Consider the following 16,821-nt stretch of genomic DNA (forward strand, 5'->3'; position numbering starts at 1 on the left):
CGTACGGAACAACGTCACGTTGTCCGGGGTACGCGATACATTCCCCGATGTGAGGATCGGGTACAGCCGAGGACGCCGAGTTCCCCTTCTCGCAAAGGCTTCGAACACGCCTTCCCGACGCATCGACCGAGGTCGTATCCACTACGCGGCGGCCCGCCGGGCCAGGCCCAGCTTTTATGGGAGCGGCGTCGTCACAGCCGAGCTAGCGGCGGGTACGTGGTACGACGAGTACTGTTATCTGGTCTGTACCGGGAAACTGAGGAGTGGAACCTGTGGCACGCAAGGTCGTGGTGGAGCTGGTCGACGACATCGACGGGACCGAGTTCGGGAGCGACGGTGAGAGCATCGGCTACGCATTCGATGGAGTCGAATACCAGATCGACCTGAAAGACGAGCACGCCAAGGAGTTCCGCGAGACGCTCGAGTACTACATCGACCACTCCACTCGCGTCGGCGGCCGTAAACACCGCTCCGACCGGGCAGTCAACCCGGAGGTCGCGAAGCGCCAACCGGGTGAGACGAAGAAGATCCGCGCCTGGGCGATCGAGCAGGGCTACGAACTCTCCTCCCGCGGACGCATCCCCACCGAGATCGAGCAAGCCTTTCACGACGCTCACTAACATCCCTCGTCCGGTTCGACGGCAACGACGACCCTTCTCGCGGAACACCGCCCCTGCCCGCCTGCTGAAACCTAGGACGGCCACCAACCGACGTGGACACGCAGTAAATCTGTGGGCGCTCGACGCGAGCCTCCTCTCACCGCGATGTGGACCCGTGGTGGCAACTGGCATTGACGTGATGCCGATTCAGGCGAACACCGGGCCGGGATCAGCTACCGGATGGGGTGTGGATTCCCGTGGTTCGGGCGGCAGGGCCACCCCTCGCCGTTCGGTGTTTCGCTGTCGGTGGAGCTCGAGTTCCCATCGGACGAAGTCGTCGAGGCTCGGGTCATCGGGGTGCATCGTCACATTCGGGTGGACGCGCGTGCCACCAAGTGTGTTTCACCGTGTATCGATCTGGCTAGCAGCGTGCTGACCAAATTCTGATCCTCTGCGTCACTCGCCTCCGCGCGGGAGCGGCGTCTCGCCTCGGCAGTCCAATAGTGTTGTGTCACAGTGAATGTGGGATGGAAAGCACGGTGATCCCGGTATCCTGTTGAAGTTCCTGAATCAGGTCGCCGCGCTCGGTGAGGGTGCTGGTCGCGATGACCGAGGAGTTTGGCGGCCGCTGTCCCATCTGTGGGTCGGGCGCCGGCGTCGCCGAACAAGGCGAGGCGCGCGTGGGTGTGGGCAAGGTCGTGCCGCGCCCCTACCGGATGCCGTCGAACCCGGCTGCACGCAGGGCCGATGCCCACATCTGGGTCAGTTGGTAGTTCCCGGTGGTGAAGATTTCGGCGGTGACCCCGAACTGGGCGGCGGTGTTCGAGGTCAGGTCTGCCAGCACCCGGTCCGTAGTGATTGGCATGCGCGAGACCGCGCGGGCGGCGAGTTCTGTACCAGGTATCACCCGCATGCCACCCCACGTTTCGAGCAGGGTGATCTGCTCCGACTCGGCGGTGTAGCAGGTGCCGTGGGTGTCGGCGAGGTCGAAGCGGCCGTACTCGGCGTTGGCGAACCACCAGGGTCCGTGTTCGGCGCCGTGACACCGGAAAGCCTCCGTCCCGGCCGGGCAGCGCCGGGACGGAAATCGATCACGCAAGTGTTCCGGGGGGTGGGGGTGCGAGCAGGTGCAGAGCGGTGCGGGGTGAACTCACGCGGTGAGCCGCCCGGTGGCCGTACGAGCAAGATCGACCGCCGAGGGTCCGTCCCCGTCGAGCAGAGCCTGTCGCGGCGTCCGGCCGCCGAGTTCGGGTTGTTCGGTCATCAACCAGGACGCGGCCATCCACCGCGTCCCGTCAAATTCGGCCCACAGCCGCAGGATGTCCTTGATCCCGAGGATGGGACGGGCGGGAGTGGCCCCGTCGAACCCGGCGACGGAGTATCCGGCGGAGCCGTCCTCCGCTTCGAGGCGTAGGACCCGGTGCTCACGCACCGCCTGGCTCAGGGCCTGCTTCGTCCAGCCGGTCACCTCGAGCACCTGCTTGTGGGTGAGGATCGCCCCGATGTGGTTCTCCCAGGCGCGGCGCGCCTTCAGGCCGGAGAGCACACCGCGGATCCCGTTCTCGACGTACGCGGCGTCGCCCGGGTTCAGCTCCGTCTGGTCGAGCCCGCTGGCGGCGAGCTCGGCGGCCACGATGTCCCGCAGTGGTGTGCTCATGCCCTCATCATCCTTGGTCAAGCAGGTCAAGTCAACCAGGTCAAGCGAACGCTGTGGTCCGGGCCCAGTCAGTGGCACTTACGCGGTTGTCGGAGGCGACCGCAATACTTCAATCACACCAGTCACACAGGAAACAGGAGAACACACATGCGCCCTCGCCCCCGAACCGCGTTCCTCGCTCTCGGTGCGGTCACCGTGCTCGGTCTGTCCGGGTGCTCGGCCATCGCCGATGCCGATCCGGGAACCGGCTCGCTCGGGGGCGCCCCAGCTGCCCCCGCGCCGGGGTTCGATCCCGCGCCGGCGCTGGCGAAGCTCGAGACACTCGCCCTGAAGGGCCGCGCCCCGAAGACCGGCTACACCCGCGAGCAGTTCGGCCCATCGTGGTCCGACGACAGCGGCGTCGAGGGCGGCCACAACGGGTGCGACACCCGCAACGACATACTCCGACGCGACCTCGAAGATCTGACCTACAAAACCAGCACAAAGGACTGCGTCGTGGCGACCGGCACCCTCCATGACACCTACACCGGCACAACCATTTCGTTCGTCCGGGGCCAGGACACCTCCACCGCGGTGCAGATCGATCACGTCGTCGCCCTGTCCGACGCCTGGCAGAAAGGCGCCCAGCACCTGCGCCCGGAGCAACGCCGTGACCTGGCGAACGATCCGCGCAACCTCCAGGCCGTCGACGGTCCCACCAATTCGCAGAAGTCCGATTCCGACGCCGCATCCTGGCTGCCACCGAATAACGGCTACCGGTGCACCTACGTCTCCCGGCAGATCGACGTCAAAGCGCTCTACAACCTGTGGGTGACCCAGGCGGAGAAGGACGCGATGAGCCAGGTACTGCACTCCTGCTGACCACCCGTTCGGGGTCGGTTCGCGAGGGCAGCGGTGGCCACCACCGCAGCCCGCAGCCCTCGGCGTACGGGGACGCTCATCCAGGTGCGGGAACAGCATTGCCGCCAGTGGGATTTGCGGTCATGTTTCCCGCTTCCATCCGTTGTCACCGGGTGTGGCGGTGGTCTGCCGATCCGGTGTCCTGTGCCGATGTTCGCGGACCCCGCGGCCGTGGACCGGGGGAGACCCCGAGCGCGGCGAGCGGGCGACGCTCCTCGTCGGGCAACGCGTCGGCACGCCACTCCTTGACCGCCCGGTAGAGCCACTGACCTACCTGGTCACCGTCGGCGGTGACATAGTTCGCGGGCACCAGCGCGTTGCCGTGCTCTTCGCGGTAAGCAGCGATCTCGGTGAGCATCCGTCGGCGCTTGCTGTCGGACCGTGGCACGGCCGGAAGTGGGACGTCGTCGTCGCTCCACACGAACCCGACCGCAATCGAGTAGCTCGATGCGATCGGGAGGCAGGGTGCCGAGCATACGGGCGACACGCTGGCGGTCCTGCCAACGTCCCAGTCGGAAACCGCATTCGGTGACGAAGTCGGCGGGGATCGCGGTGCGGGGGTGTCGGTGTCGAAACGCGGCGTAGAGCTGCAAAGGCGAGCCTGCGGACCGGTTAGCGCGCATCGAGATCGCATCCTTCCGAAAACCGTCACGTCGTCGGGATCGTCATCAATTCAAGTATGTCAACCAGCTTGACGATCTGCCACGAAAGTCGATCCGTGTTGGGCTGAAAATTGTGTGCGGATAGTCGGGTCTGGCAGGGCTCTTCCGTGCCCGGCGTCGTTCAGCGCTCGCCTGCGCCACCGGGACCCGCACGATCGGCGGTAGCGACCAGTCGGCAGCCGTCGCAATTATTCGGGCCGCTGCGGCAACTGAGGGTTCCGCAGCGTCGTCACTCGAAAACGCCGCTCGAGGCGAGATTTCAGGCGGGGGAGGTATGTCGATAGCGTCGCGGCTCCGCCAAGCGGGTCCAGGACCTATACCTTTGGTTCTCGTCTGACCACGTGCCGGAGCGGTGTCTTGCGTGCAAGGTTGCACGTATGCTTGCAGGCGTGCTTGCAGGCGTGCTTGCAAGCAGAGACGCAAGCACGTATGTTCTCTCCCGCAGGCAGTTGTCACCGACCACGGCAATTGGGTCGCCGACAGCGGTACAACGCGGTCAGCACCTTCAACGCGGAAAGGACACTCTCCGATGCCCAACCCCCGTGGACTAGGAAACCGATCCGTGCCAGCCCGGAAGCCCGCGGGTGCATATGAACCCCAAGTACTGTCGCCTACATCCACCGAAGACTCGCTCCCCGGCGGGGAGGCGGCGACACCTCCTGGTGTCTCCGCGCTGGAGCCCAAGACGAGACCCGAAAAAGAGCCATTGAATACTCGCGTGCTAGTGAGCACGTCCCAGAGACTGGAGTGGTTCACCAAAGAACACGGGTACACGGTGACCAACGTCGTTGATGTCGCGCTGCAGGAGTTCCTCGCGCGCAAGGGCGTTCCCGACGTCGACACACTCCGTGAGATAGTCGCCCGTGCCGGTGGCCCCGAGCTCGCCGACTAGACGGGGGAGGGCGGTCGATGGCAGGTGAGGACCAATACGCGCTGTTCGAATTCGACGATGCCACTGTAGAAGTGGACGAGGACGGTGTTCCCTCCGAAACCGAATCCGACGAACAGCCGGACGTCGCCGAAGAAGTCTCCACCACGCAACCTCCCGAGGCTGACCGTGACACGACTATCACGCCGGTATGGGAGACGCTTCCCGCTGGAGACGAGGCAGATGGCCACGCGCTGATCGTGACCGCCGACCGAACCTACATGCCGTCCGGGCGAGAGCTCACCGGGCCGGTCGATTCGGTCGAGAAACTCGACAAACTGATTCGCTGGGCATCTCTCACGCCGCTGGGTGCCCCTCCGCAGGTGTGGATCGTCAACCACGGCGCGTGCGAGGCATTGGGGTGGGTGATCGATCCGGGCAGCGAAGACGACTTCGACGACATGGAAGCGCTGCGCACCCGCGCCGCGTCCGACCTGACCGCCGTCCTTCAGGCCACCCTCACCCCGATGCTCAACGCAGGATGGGAGCTGCGCGGCGATCCGGGGCACGTGGTGCACCTGTCCCGCAGCATCGGCAAATTCACCTCGATGGTCGACGTAGTAATCGAGCCATACGTGTGGACCTACTGGAACAAGGACTTCGGCTGGAACAACCGGGTCGGCGAGATGGGCATCCTCGGATCACCGACGGCCGGAACGTATCTCCCGGACGACGACCTCCCGGCAGCACGGGAGCTCGGTCGCCGGTTGGCCTGGTGCGCCAAGCACCTGGGGGTGCTCCCGGGACCGACACCGGCCCGGACCGGCGCCGCCCTCGTCGACAAGATCAAGCGGGAACGCACCCGCAGCGGCAAAGGCATCGTCGTCACCACACCCGGCTCGGTCCCACCGCTGGACGGCGCGCCGCGGGGAGATCTCGAACCCGCTGTCGGCTGGACCCGTGTCCCGGACGCGCAGGATTTGGACGGGGCGAGCCGGTTGGTGTCGATCGACCAACGCGCGGCCTACCTCGCCTCCGCGGGCATGCTCGAATTCGGCTACGGGCAACCCCAGCACCTGACTGGTGACACTGCTGCGGCTGCGGCGGTGGGGGAGAAGGGTGCACCGTTCGGGCTGTGGCGGATCACCCTGCCGCCCGGGCAAACTTTGTCGCTGCCCGAGAAACTCCCGTTGCCGCATCCGCATATGCTCGCGGACCAGCCGGTACAGACCTGGGTGACGACGGTCAGCCTCGACGGGCTGTGCTCCCCGGTGGCAGACGGAGGGATCGGCGCCGATCTCGACGACCTCGACATCGCCGAGGCGTGGGTCTACCCACAGCAGGGCCGGACGCTGGACAAGTGGGCGAAGATCCTGCGCGAGGCCCGCAAGGCCGCGGTGGACACCGACGACGCGGCGACGAAACGGTTCCTCGGCACGTGTTACAAGGGCTACATCGGGCGGATGGTCAACCCGGACATGTGGACTGCGAAGCAGATGCAACATCACCACCAGCCTTTGTGGCGGGCGTCGATCATCGCGCACTGCCGGTGGCGCGGCCGCCGCGTGGCGATGCGGATCGCCCGCGAACACAATCGTTGGCCGGTCCGCACCGTCACCGACTCCTGGGTATACCTCCTCTCAGGCGGTGAGGACATCGCGGATCCGAGTGAGGCGTTGGGGAAGATGGCGGTCGAGAAGGACGTGATCCTCACCGACACACTCCTGTCCGCCTTCACATCGGCCCAGGACGTGCACGAGGTGAACCTCGCGATCAAGGCGGCCTTCGCCGACAACGAGGACGCCGCCGACGACGAAGGGGAGGGGGCACTCTGATGGCCCTGCATCTCCCGAAACCGCGCACCAAAAATCCGGCACAGCAGGCGGTCGGCCTCGACGGCCTCAAAGTCTCCGTCGCCAACGCCGCGACCAGCGGTGTCGAAAAATCAAAACAGGTCAAAAGTGGGGGACTGGCCGGACTGACCAGCAAGGTCTCGGTCAAGCAGCTGCGGAAGGAGCTCGGCAACGAGGGCCTGCGTCAGGCCGCGATCGATGCCGGCCGCACACCCCCATCCGCGCGCACGTTGCGCCGGTGGGCGCAGCAAGGCCGGATCCCGCATGCGGATGTTCTCGAGCGTGCGCAGCGGCGTGCGGCGATCGAACGCCTCGGCGGCGTCGATGCCGTGGCCGCCAAGATCGGCCGGTCCCGCTCTGCCGTCTCCCGGTACCGGTCCGGGGAAACGAACGAGTTGCGTGCCGACGCCAGCAAGAAACTCAAGAACGTCAAGGCCGAGGACATCATGAAACGCGCCGGCGTGCTGCGTCCGGACGGAACACCGAAGACGGCGGTCATCCGCGTCAAGGGCGGCGTCATGGTCCGCAACGGCGCCGACGAGGGCTACGACTACCGGGTCCGCACCCTGGACTTCGCGAACTCCGACACCCCGTTCACCAGTGAGGAGTCCCGCGAACTCGCCGCCGCACTGGCCAACGATGATCACGCCCGCGTCGTTGCACTCCTCGAGCGGCACGCCACCCTCGACTACCCCGAAAACAAGGGCTTCGACAAATACAGCGACCAATTCGGCTTCCACTTCGACCACATCGACTCCGTCCACATCGACTGGATATAGACGCCGCCCCACGATCCGGCCCACGCTAAAAGGTATGAGATACACAGGGCAGCTTGCGATTTCCGCACCTACTCTCGAGGCGTGCCCGCCGCTTCGACGGGAGTGACCGAGCCATCGGTGCTGCGGAACTCGCACGGCCACCGGCCGGTTGCCCATTGCCGGCCACGGTTCCCACCGATGCCGTACGAGGGGGTTCAGCGTGCTCCCCGCGGATGTCGTTGGGTGCGGGTCCGTGGGGCGATGACCGTTCGGTCGCAGGATCTCCGCGGGGTCGGCGGGGCGAGTGCGCCCGGGACCGGGGTTGCATGCCGAACATCCGCGGTATGCGGTCGATGCCGTCCTAGGTGCGGGTGCCCGTGATGTCAGGCGGTGGGCTGGCGCCGGATGAACTCGGCCATTCCCGGGACGGTGAACGCGATGCGGCCGTGTTCGGGGGACCAGACGAGGCCCTTCTTGATGGCGGAGTCACGGACATCGCTGACCGCGGTCGTCGTCACCCCCATGGCCGCGGCGACGTTCCCGGACCGGGGAGTGGGCTCACCGGTCGCGGCGATGGCGCGCAGATACCGACGCTCCCGGTCGGTGGCGCGGGTCCACCGGGACGGGAAGAACCCGTCGTCCAAGGCTCGGCGACCCTCCTCGACCGCGGCATGGGCGTCCTCGGTATCGAAGGGGGAGATGGGGGCGGTGTGCCAGATCGCCTTGCCGAACTCTTGCAGGAAATACGGGTAGCCGCCGCTCGCTTCGACGACGATCTCGAGCGCGTCCGGGGTGAACGCACCCCCGTGCGCCTCGACCGGCACCCGGAGGGCGTCGGCGGCATCGGCAGGGGAGAGCGGCCCGATCGTCCGGTAGGAGAATTGCCGTTCGGCGTAGGAGCGGCTGTCGGCGAGCACCGCGGGAAGGCTCGGCAGGCCGGCGCCGATGACGAAGAACGGCCATTCGCGTTGGCTGGCGCGGTGTTGCACCGCGAGCAGGGCGCCGAGCAGATCGGTGTCGAGGTCCTGCATTTCGTCGATGAACAGTCCGAACGCGGTGCCCCGCTTGCGCATGACGTCGCTGATCGCTTCGACCAACTCCTCGAGGTCGAGGTCGATGTCGCCGCTGGCGGCCCGCCCGCCGAGGGTGACTTCGATCTTCGCCGGGCCCAGCCCGACGCCGAGGGTGAAGCCCCGCGCGAGGGAGACGAGGTCGTCGATGACCTTGTGCAGTTGATGTTTGCGGCTGAAGCGGCGCAGGCCGACCGCGAGTTCGTAGCCGAGTCGGGCGCGGACCGCGGCGATTCCGGCCTCGTTCGGCCGGGCCTCGATGCTGATCGCCAACCATCCGTGCCGCTCGGCGTGCTCGGCCAGGTTGTTGAGCAGGGTGGTTTTCCCGACACCGCGAAGTCCGGAGAGCACCATGCCGCGGTCGTAGTTGCGTTGCTTGCTGCGGGCGACGAGCAGATCGAATTCCTGGCGCTCCCGGTCCCGGCCTTCCAGGGCCGGGGGGCGAAGACCGGAGCCGGGTTTGAAGGGGTTCAGGGCGGGATCCATATCGGCAACTATAGACGTTTATGGTATCTGTTCCATAAATAACCATAGGTCGCCATAGGTGCCGATAGGCCCGGACCTGGCACGGGGGAGCGGAGGGTCGGCGCAGTCTTTTGCCCCGGCCGGGGGTGTCGCCTGCCCAGCCCTGGTGGCTCGCGTCAGCTCCGGCTCGCGGGGTGTGCTCACGCCAGGGCCAAGACCCCGTGAACGTGCCTCCAGGTAGCGGGCGAGCAGATCCCGCATCTCGGCGTCCGGGTGCACGAGTTCGGGAAGGTCCTTGGGCGCTGGTGATCGGAGGAAGTCCGCGGCGACGGCGGTGCGCCGATTACGTGGGGACATGTCGTTCCCGCTGGTCGCAGAGCATATTTTTCCTGGTGGTTCAGAGGTTCCAGAGTTGGAGCAACGCCGTCCGCAGGCTGGGGGAGGCGATCCGGTGGTCGGCCCGGAGCCGGGGATTGGGGTGCCCGAGGTCGGCAAGTGTTTGCTCCGCGTCCGGCACCGGGATCGGGGAGAGGTCAGCTCGGCTGCGCAGGAGATGCCCGACGGCGCCGTGGGCGTGGAGGATCGCGATCGCCTCGGAATCCACGACCGCCGGCGGGTAAATCCACTCGTTGTCGGCGGTGACGAAGATCAGGACGTCCCCACGCTCGAGGCGGTTGTCGTCGTGGTGGAACCATTCGAGGTGGTACGTCGCTGCTGGCCCGGCAGGGCCGCGGCGGTGGTGCGCCTGCGTTGCCCACATGTGTTGTTCGGTAGGGCCGGGTGTGTAATCGATGGTGTGTTGCAGGAACATCCGGGGGATCTTCGCGGGCAGGAACCCGGGGTCGGCGCGCCCGCGGCTGGTGACCCCGGGCAGTGGTACGGCCCGACCGATCTGCCATTCGATTGGAAGTGGCATACGTTCGTTCTCTCGGAAATTCCCTGCGAGCTGGTCATTCAGCCCGGTTTGGGGAGTCCACTGTTGTCGAGGTGGGATTCCGTTCGTGTCGGTACCACCTTGACGAGCAAGGTGGCCTTAACCTGTGTGGTATGAGTCACACATTTCGTGTGGTGCAGGGCAGGACGGTCGAGGTCGCCCACGCGTCGACCGATCCGCTGACCTTTCAACTCGAATGCGTCGAGGCGTTCGTGACCTCGCGGGTGGTCCGAGGCTTCAGTGCGGTAACCATCGAGAACGAGACAGGTGAGCTCGAGCGGATGCTGGCGGCGTTGGGCAAACCGGTGTGGGAGGCCACCGCCGACGATGTCGATCGAGTGGTCGGAGCGATGGCCGCGGACGGCTTGCTGGCGTCGACTCGACGCAGATATGTGCAGGCGCTGAGCAGTTTTCACCGGTTCCTGATCACCCGCCGCGCCGGGGAGATCGAGGCGTTGTTCGGGGTGCGGTTGACGAACCCGATCGACGAGTTCAATGCGAGCCGTCATGTCGGTGACGATTCACCGAGGCTGCTTCCACCTCCGAGCGTGAGTCGGGTGGCCGTCTTCTTCGACTTCCTCAAGGTACGGATCGGCTCGGCTCGCAAGTACGCGCCAGCGGCCCGGGATTATGCGCTGTTCCGGACCTTGTATCACGCCGGGTTGCGCTCCGATGAGGCGTCCAAACTCGCGATCGCGGACGTCTACCTCGGGCAGGGCCCGTTCGGAAAGTTGCATGTGCGGTTCGGCAAGGGTGCCCGCACCTCCGGGCCGCGGCCGCGGTGGGTTCCGATGCTCGACCACCTCGATCTGGTGGTGCGGTGGTATCTCGAGGATGTACGACCGAAGTTGCCGGAATCGGCGGTGTTGTTCTGCGATCAGAGTGGTGGTGCGATGGCCCGAGGCACGATCCGCAACCGTCTGCGGTATCTGCAGGATCTCGAGCACTGCTCGCCGGCGGACCGGTTCAGCCCGCACGCGCTGCGCCGGGCCTGCGCCACCCACAACTACGAACGAGGAGTCGATCTCGTTGCGATACAACAGATGTTAGGGCACTGGACGGTGGGATCGACGATGCGGTACGTCCGTCCGTCGGAGACGTTCATCGAGGACGCCTACCGCAGCGCGGTGTCCGACACCGTCGCGTTCCTGCAGGGAGATGACGATGCACATTAGATGGAAACTGCGGATGGCCGCGGCGCAACGGGAAGTATGGACCGGCACCCAGCTGCGCCGTCTGCTCGCCGAACGCGGCGGACTCGAGCTGTCGTCGGCGTCGGTGTCGGCGTTGTTCACCAAGGAACCCTCGCAGATCAAGCTCAGCACGCTGCTGGCGTTGTGCACTGCGCTCGACTGCACCCCGAACGACCTGTTCGACCTCGACACCACGCCCGATCGGGTCCCCGCCGAGCCCTCGGCGCCGACAGCGTCGGAGCCCGCGGCGCGGCGAGTCGGCGGCCGGTCGATGCCGCCGGTGTGACGAAGAAGGTCGGGGACTGCACCCGCTGCGGTCGGCCGCGGGGCCGACTGGGCCGCGATTTGTGCTGCCGGTGCTGGCGCAACGCGGTCGCCGCTGCGGCGAAGTCGCCGTGTCCGGGCTGCGGGATCGAGCGGGTCTTGAGTCCGGACACCGGGCGATGCCGGTCGTGTTCGCGCACCTGCCACGACTGCGGTGCCGCCGTGCGCGGCAAGGACGAGAGCCGGTGCCGGCGGTGCCGCCGCCGCCGTGACCTCGCCGCCGCCCGCCGACGCTGTCCGCGTTGCGGCCGCGACGGCTACTTACGCGAACACACCGGTTGGTGCGGACCGTGCTCACAACCGGGGCCGGCGCCGAAGCCGGCCGCCGCATGCACCGAATGCGGGCGCGTGATCCGCGGCGGCGGGGCGAGGCTGTGCAACCGCTGCCGGCAACGCCGCCCCCAACGCCCCTACACCCGCGCCGAGCACCTCCTCGCCGAACTCGATGATCCGCCGAATTGGCTGTGGGACTTCGCTATCCATGTGTCGACTCGGTATTGTCCGGCGCTGGCGACACGTCTGGTGAGTCAGCTCGGGGCGCTGCTGCGCACCGAGCCGCGGGCATTGCCGCAGACCTTACTCGACCGGGCCCGCATCCCCGGCCGCTCGATCGGGTCGCTCGCGAAGGTGCTCGAGGACTTCTTCACCGCCCGCGGCCTTGCCCTGCCCACCGACCAGTCGCAGCGGCTCGCGGCCGGTCGCCGGGAGCGACGCGTGCAGGCCGTGCCCGAACCGTTGCGGCCCGCCGTCGCCGCGTTCGAACGCGCAATGCTCGACGAACGAGGCCGCGCCCGCCGCGCCGGGACCCGGCCCCGCGCCGACACCACCATCGACAAGCGATTGGCCCAGATCCGTGACCTGTCATGTCATCTCGTCGGACGCGGGATCGAGGACTGGGCGCAGGTCGATAAGGCCGTGATCGAGGACTACCTCGCCGAGGTGTCGCCGGCCGGCCGCCCCCTGGACGGACTTCGCCACTTCTTCCGCTTCGCTCGCCGCAGCAAGCTCATCCTGATCGATCCCACCGCCGAGCTGCGCGTGCGCACGCCCCGCGGATTCCATGGACGGACCCTGCCGCGCTCGCGACAGCGCGAACTGTTCACGCGCTGGTGCACATCAACCGAGGTGGCGCCGAACGAGGCCCTCGTCGGCCTGATGGCGTTGATCCACGGTGCCTCACAGCACGAACTGCGTCACCTGCAGCTCGCCGACATCGATCCCCAGCACCGCACGGTTCGGCTCGGCCGCCGCCCACAACCGATCCCGCTGGACCCGGCGACCTGGGCCGCACTGACCCAATGCCTCGAGCACCGCACATCCGGCACCCCCAATCCCCACGTCATCGTCACCATCCGAACCCGATCCGGGCGGACACCGGGCGTCCCGGCCCTACCTCAGCCACCTCCTCGACCCTGCCGACACCACGATCTCCACGCTGCGCACCTCCCGACTGCTGGCCTTGGCCAACAGCCACGATCCCAATCTGATTGCCACCACCTACGGCATGAGCGCCGAGGGCGTCCTGGCCTACTTCGCCGACCGCGTCGATCCCACCCTGCTCGCGGACCTGTGAGATTTCAGGCGTCACCGTGCACACGTTCGCACGAACCTGTGCGCTTTGGCAGTGGCGTTGTCGAGGAACGCCTGGTCGACCTCGGTGATCTCCTCGATGTCGTCGATGAACGCCCGGACGGCGGTCACGACCTCCGGGTCATCGGTGATGACCGCGGCCTCCTCGGCGAGGGTGGAGCTGTGGGAGGCGTTGGCGGAGCCGATGACCGCCCGCCGGTCGGTGGCGATGACATTGGCGTGCAGGTTCGGTGACGACAGCACCCGCACCCCGGCGTCCACGTAGTAGGCGAGCGCGACCGGGGAGGTCGCGTGGGCGCGCACCGCGGCGCGGGAGGCGTTGACGACAAGAACATCCCCGGCACGCAGCGGCAGCAGGGTGGGCGCGTCCTGGCCGAGGTGCGCGATCGCAGCATGCCGGGTTCCGCGCGTGCGGATCGCGCGGGTGATGTGCGGCCACGGACTCGGCCCGTGGAACGTGGTCCCCATACCCGGAAACGGTAGCGGGCGGGAACGCCCGGTTGGGTGGATCCGGGATCGGCGGCCCACGGATAATGTCCGGATGTAGGCTGCTGAACTGCGAAGAGGACATGTCCCTTCTCGCAAGAACTGATGCGCGAAGTCCGTTACAGGTGTGAAGCGGTTGCTGTCACGGGCGACGGCCCGGTCGAATTCGGTTCGGCTGCTCGGTACCACACGTGCGCCCCGAGGCCGGTCCATGAGAAACCGAGGTTCGGATGCACGGACGTAGGTGTGTCGGATACGGCATGGCTGGAGTGGCTCGGCCAGGCTGGGTGGGCCTGGCCGAGCCACTTCGTGGATCAGACGAGATCACTAACCTGTTCGAGAGCGGCGGTGACTCGTGTACGCGCGGCCGGGTCGAGTCCGCGTACCGGGAGTGGGAGATTGGGCGATTCGACGAGGCCCAGGTGTTGGGCGATGGCGGAGACCACGCGCAGGCTTCCGTGGGCCCGGAACAGGTCCCAGAGGGGTTCGAGCCGATTCGACAGCTCGGCGGCGGTGTCCTGGTCACCGTTCTGGGATGCTCGGGTGATGGCCAGGCAGGGTTTCGGGAGCACTCCGGCGAGGACGCTGTACCAAACGTCGCATCCGGCGTTGAGGCCGGTCGCGGCGAAGGCGTCTCCGCTGACACCGATCGTGACCATCGAAGGGGTTTGAGATCGGAGCGACTTCACGCGAGCGGTTGCGTCGGCAGGGTCGACCGGGACGCCGGGAATCTTGATCGATCCGATCTTCGGAAGTTCGGCGATGCGGCTGTGCAGTTCATCGGTGAAGGTGAAGTGGGTGGTGCCGGGATTGTCGTAGACGCACAGCGGCACGGACAGCTCCCGCGTCACCGCTTCGTAGAGGCTGAACACTTCCTCTGCCGTCAGTTGTTGGTAGGACACCGGTGCCAGCAGCACCGCCGCGGCGCCGGCATTCTGTGCGTCTTCGGCGAGGGCGAGAACGTGCGCGGTGCGCAGCGACCCGATACCGATCATGACCGGTGTGGTTCCCGCGGCGGCCACGGTGAGCTGGGCGACTCGCTTGCGTTCTTCTCTGGTCAGGTAGGCGTAACTACCGGTGGATCCGAGTGCGCCGATGGAATCGACTCCCGCCTCGGACAAGCGCGAGACAAGTCCGGAGAACGCGGACTCGTCGATTTCTGTCTCGTTCACGGGGGTGAGGGGGAAGGCGGACAGTCCGGAGAACATGGTCGAACCTCAATTCGCAGGGGCTTCGTAAGTGGGCAGGGATCCCTGAGCGCCCACACGGACGAGTGGCGGAGGTGCCGAAGAGCGCAACGCCACTGAATTTATGTCATATGACAATGTGTTCACTATAGGCACGAAAGTGATCGATTGTCACCACCGAACCGAAGAACTTCATCGACTCGAGGCGTCCGGGCGAAAGCGGGATCGAGGATGAGTCGCCGCGTTGTGGGCCGTACGAAGTGTGCGGTTCGGGGCCGGGGCAGACGTGAGTGGTGAGGGGTTCTTGTCGATTGGACGCCTTTCGCAAGTCCAGTGCTGGTTCTGTGAACCGGCTGGCTCCAGCGGGGGATTTTCGCTCGGGTAGTGACAACGGCGGCGGAGGAGTGTAAGTATTTGTCATGTGACAATCACCACTCAAGTGCTGTCGCTGTGAAGGACCTCACCGGATGCTGCCCTCGTCGCGCTGCGGCTCGAACCGCCCGCCGATCCTCAGCCTTTTCACCTCAAGGAGTTGTTCTGCATGTCAGATCTCGCCAGCCACGAATCCGTGGCGAGGAAGCCGCGCGATGTCCCGACCGATTCGCGTTCCAAGGCATGGGGATTGACTGCGATCCTCGTTGCGCTCTACACCGTCAACTATGGGGACAAGGTGGTGTTGGGACTCGCCGCGCAGCCGCTGCGAGAAGAATTCGGCTTCACCGCATCGCAAATCGGACTCGCCGGCAGCATCTTCTTCCTTGCCTTGACCATGAGCGGACTGCTCACCGGCGTGGTCTCGAGGTGGGGGTCACTGAAGTGGATTCTCGCCGCCCTCGCGATTGCATGGGCGTTGTGCATGCTCCCGATGATCTTCGCCGCCAGCTTGGCGGTGCTCATCGTCAGTCGATTCCTGCTGGGGTTGTTCGAGGGGCCCTCCAGCGCCCTGATTCACACGGCAACCTACTCCTGGCACCCGGTGGCAAAGCGAGCACTACCTGGGGCATTCATCACCTCGGCGGCATCGATATCCAAGATTCTGGTCGCCCCCGCATTGGGGTGGGTCATCGTCCACCACGGCTGGCGCGCGGCCTTCGTCGTGATGAGTCTGACCAGCGTCCTGTGGTGCGCGATCTGGCTGACCAGTTGGTCACCCGGCCCCTACGGTGCCGAACACGACGCTTCCGTGACTGACCCCGACGGTACGTCGACAGCAAGCCCGATCCGCTGGATCGCACTGATCAAGACCCCGACGTTCATCGGTGCTGCCCTCGCGGTCTTCAGCTTCTACACACTCACGTCGGTGATCCTGACATGGTTGCCGTCCTACTTCGAAAAGGGCCTCGGATACTCCCGGCTGGAAGCGAACACGATGTTCGGCATCCCCAGCATGGTGGCGCTCGTCGCGATGTTCGGAACCTCGTTCCTCGGTGACCGGCTCATGGCTCGCGGCGTGAGTTCGCGCATCCACCGCGGTCTGGTGCCCGGTTTCGGTCTGTTGGCTTGCGGCATCGCCATGGTCTCGCTCCCCTACATCGGCTCACCCGCGATGGTGGTCGCCCTGGTTTCCCTCGGCTACGGCCTCGGCACAATCGTCTTCCCGCTCTTCAATGCGGCGATCTCAGAGATATGCCCCCGGGACAAACTCGCCGGAACCCTGGGCATCTTCCTGGCATTCATGACCGCGGGCGGCCTGATCGGCCCCTACGTGGCAGGCCGAATCGTCGACGCCGCCGTTAACCCGGCGGATGGCTACGCCTTGGCGTTCCAACTGATCGGGATACTGGCGCTGATCGGGGCCTCGGCGGCCATCGTGCTCGTCGACCCTCGCCGCGATGCCCAGAAGATCGACACACTGGTACGCACCGCGACGCACTAACGACTCGGCATATCTGACCCGACGGCCCCCGCCACCACGTTTCTCCGGCGGGGGCCGTCGGCGGCGCACACAGCACGATCCCGCCCGGGTACCACTGACTATGAAGAGTCGGCCAGTCCGACACGTCGGACCCGAAGCAAATCGGCAAACTGAGCCGGCGCAACCACCCGACCGTGAATGACCGCCCGGCTGTCGTCCAAGGGGGCGAGCGAGCGTTGTGTGCAGCCCCGTTTCATCCGCCGAACGGGCACACTACCGACCGCACTCTCCCGGGAAGTGTGAAGACCATCGAACATACTGCAGTGCAGAGTAATTCGACCACCTAGGATCAGACCGCTGCTGAGCGTCGAACATCCATTGTCGCGGCGACGCGGTGCGGGGTGTCCCTCGGCTAACCCC

The 16,821-nt window shown here is 66.3% G+C and carries 14 protein-coding genes and 3 pseudogenes; 8 read left to right on the forward strand and 9 right to left on the reverse strand.

Annotated elements, in window-relative coordinates; all coding sequences use genetic code 11:
* The first annotated feature begins 272 nt into the window (after positions 1 to 272).
* Positions 273 to 620 (forward strand): histone-like nucleoid-structuring protein Lsr2, encoded by a 348-nt coding sequence (locus RJ1_RS42190; RefSeq protein WP_073370088.1) that lies wholly within the window; start codon positions 273 to 275, stop codon positions 618 to 620.
* A 688-nt stretch (positions 621 to 1,308) separates the two neighbouring features.
* Here the strand turns inward: RJ1_RS42190 and RJ1_RS42200 are convergent.
* The gene (locus RJ1_RS42200) at positions 1,309 to 1,698 is read right to left on the reverse strand and encodes an RES family NAD+ phosphorylase (protein ID WP_240319532.1); all 390 of its coding nucleotides are present in this window, start codon (positions 1,696 to 1,698) and stop codon (positions 1,309 to 1,311) included.
* A gap of 51 nt (positions 1,699 to 1,749) precedes the next feature.
* Positions 1,750 to 2,256 carry an antitoxin Xre/MbcA/ParS toxin-binding domain-containing protein gene (locus RJ1_RS42205; protein WP_073370094.1) on the reverse strand — a complete coding sequence of 169 codons (507 nt, stop codon included), beginning with the start codon at positions 2,254 to 2,256 and terminating at the stop codon, positions 1,750 to 1,752.
* Between the two features lie 147 nt (positions 2,257 to 2,403).
* On the opposite strand from RJ1_RS42205, the gene RJ1_RS42210 reads away from it, so the two are divergent.
* The gene (locus RJ1_RS42210; RefSeq protein ID WP_073370097.1) at positions 2,404 to 3,117 is read left to right on the forward strand and encodes an HNH endonuclease family protein; all 714 of its coding nucleotides are present in this window, start codon (positions 2,404 to 2,406) and stop codon (positions 3,115 to 3,117) included.
* Positions 3,118 to 3,262: 145 nt separating this feature from the next.
* Here the strand turns inward: RJ1_RS42210 and RJ1_RS42215 are convergent.
* Positions 3,263 to 3,779, reverse strand: a pseudogene (locus tag RJ1_RS42215) (helicase associated domain-containing protein).
* 763 nt (positions 3,780 to 4,542) lie between these two features.
* On the opposite strand from RJ1_RS42215, the gene RJ1_RS42220 reads away from it, so the two are divergent.
* Genes RJ1_RS42220 through RJ1_RS42230 form a run of 3 tightly spaced genes read left to right on the forward strand, consistent with a single transcriptional unit; the run spans position 4,543 to position 7,318 of the window.
* Positions 4,543 to 4,710: a hypothetical protein gene (locus RJ1_RS42220; RefSeq protein ID WP_240319533.1), complete on the forward strand. Its 168-nt coding sequence runs from the start codon at positions 4,543 to 4,545 to the stop codon at positions 4,708 to 4,710.
* 17 nt (positions 4,711 to 4,727) lie between these two features.
* Positions 4,728 to 6,521, forward strand: coding sequence for a hypothetical protein (locus RJ1_RS42225; RefSeq protein WP_073370102.1), 1,794 nt, complete (start codon positions 4,728 to 4,730; stop codon positions 6,519 to 6,521).
* Entirely contained in the window at positions 6,521 to 7,318 is a 798-nt protein-coding gene (locus tag RJ1_RS42230) for a hypothetical protein (RefSeq protein WP_073370105.1), read from the forward strand. Before RJ1_RS42225 ends, RJ1_RS42230 begins: the two co-directional genes overlap by 1 nt.
* Before the next feature lie 362 nt (positions 7,319 to 7,680).
* Here the strand turns inward: RJ1_RS42230 and RJ1_RS42235 are convergent, their stop codons facing one another.
* Together RJ1_RS42235 and RJ1_RS42245 are read right to left on the reverse strand one after the other, a co-directional pair.
* The gene (locus RJ1_RS42235) at positions 7,681 to 8,853 is read right to left on the reverse strand and encodes an ATP-binding protein (RefSeq protein WP_073370108.1); all 1,173 of its coding nucleotides are present in this window, start codon (positions 8,851 to 8,853) and stop codon (positions 7,681 to 7,683) included.
* 376 nt (positions 8,854 to 9,229) lie between these two features.
* Positions 9,230 to 9,733 (reverse strand): annotated as a pseudogene (locus RJ1_RS42245) (phosphatidylserine/phosphatidylglycerophosphate/cardiolipin synthase family protein); the annotation flags it as partial.
* Between the two features lie 146 nt (positions 9,734 to 9,879).
* Between RJ1_RS42245 and RJ1_RS42250 the strand changes: the two are divergent.
* The gene (locus RJ1_RS42250) at positions 9,880 to 10,941 is read left to right on the forward strand and encodes a tyrosine-type recombinase/integrase (protein WP_073370113.1); all 1,062 of its coding nucleotides are present in this window, start codon (positions 9,880 to 9,882) and stop codon (positions 10,939 to 10,941) included.
* Entirely contained in the window at positions 10,931 to 11,245 is a 315-nt protein-coding gene (locus RJ1_RS42255) for a helix-turn-helix domain-containing protein (protein ID WP_005265299.1), read from the forward strand. Before RJ1_RS42250 ends, RJ1_RS42255 begins: the two co-directional genes overlap by 11 nt.
* A gap of 899 nt (positions 11,246 to 12,144) precedes the next feature.
* Here RJ1_RS42255 and RJ1_RS48505 read toward each other — a convergent pair.
* From RJ1_RS48505 to RJ1_RS42270, 4 genes and pseudogenes are all read right to left on the reverse strand, one after another.
* Positions 12,145 to 12,345 (reverse strand): hypothetical protein, encoded by a 201-nt coding sequence (locus RJ1_RS48505; RefSeq protein WP_240319534.1) that lies wholly within the window; start codon positions 12,343 to 12,345, stop codon positions 12,145 to 12,147.
* 114 nt (positions 12,346 to 12,459) lie between these two features.
* Positions 12,460 to 12,621, reverse strand: coding sequence for a hypothetical protein (locus tag RJ1_RS48510; protein WP_240319535.1), 162 nt, complete (start codon positions 12,619 to 12,621; stop codon positions 12,460 to 12,462).
* Between the two features lie 282 nt (positions 12,622 to 12,903).
* A pseudogene (locus tag RJ1_RS42265) lies at positions 12,904 to 13,341 on the reverse strand (phospholipase D-like domain-containing protein); the annotation flags it as partial.
* A gap of 332 nt (positions 13,342 to 13,673) precedes the next feature.
* Positions 13,674 to 14,567, reverse strand: coding sequence for a dihydrodipicolinate synthase family protein (locus RJ1_RS42270; protein ID WP_073370119.1), 894 nt, complete (start codon positions 14,565 to 14,567; stop codon positions 13,674 to 13,676).
* A gap of 520 nt (positions 14,568 to 15,087) precedes the next feature.
* Between RJ1_RS42270 and RJ1_RS42275 the strand changes: the two genes are divergently transcribed.
* Complete coding sequence (locus RJ1_RS42275; RefSeq protein WP_073370121.1) at positions 15,088 to 16,422, forward strand: MFS transporter; 1,335 nt, start codon at positions 15,088 to 15,090, stop codon at positions 16,420 to 16,422.
* Positions 16,423 to 16,821 lie beyond the last annotated feature (399 nt).

It is taken from the genome of Rhodococcus jostii NBRC 16295, assembly GCF_001894825.1.
GTDB classification, from domain to species: Bacteria; Actinomycetota; Actinomycetes; order Mycobacteriales; family Mycobacteriaceae; genus Rhodococcus_F; species Rhodococcus_F jostii.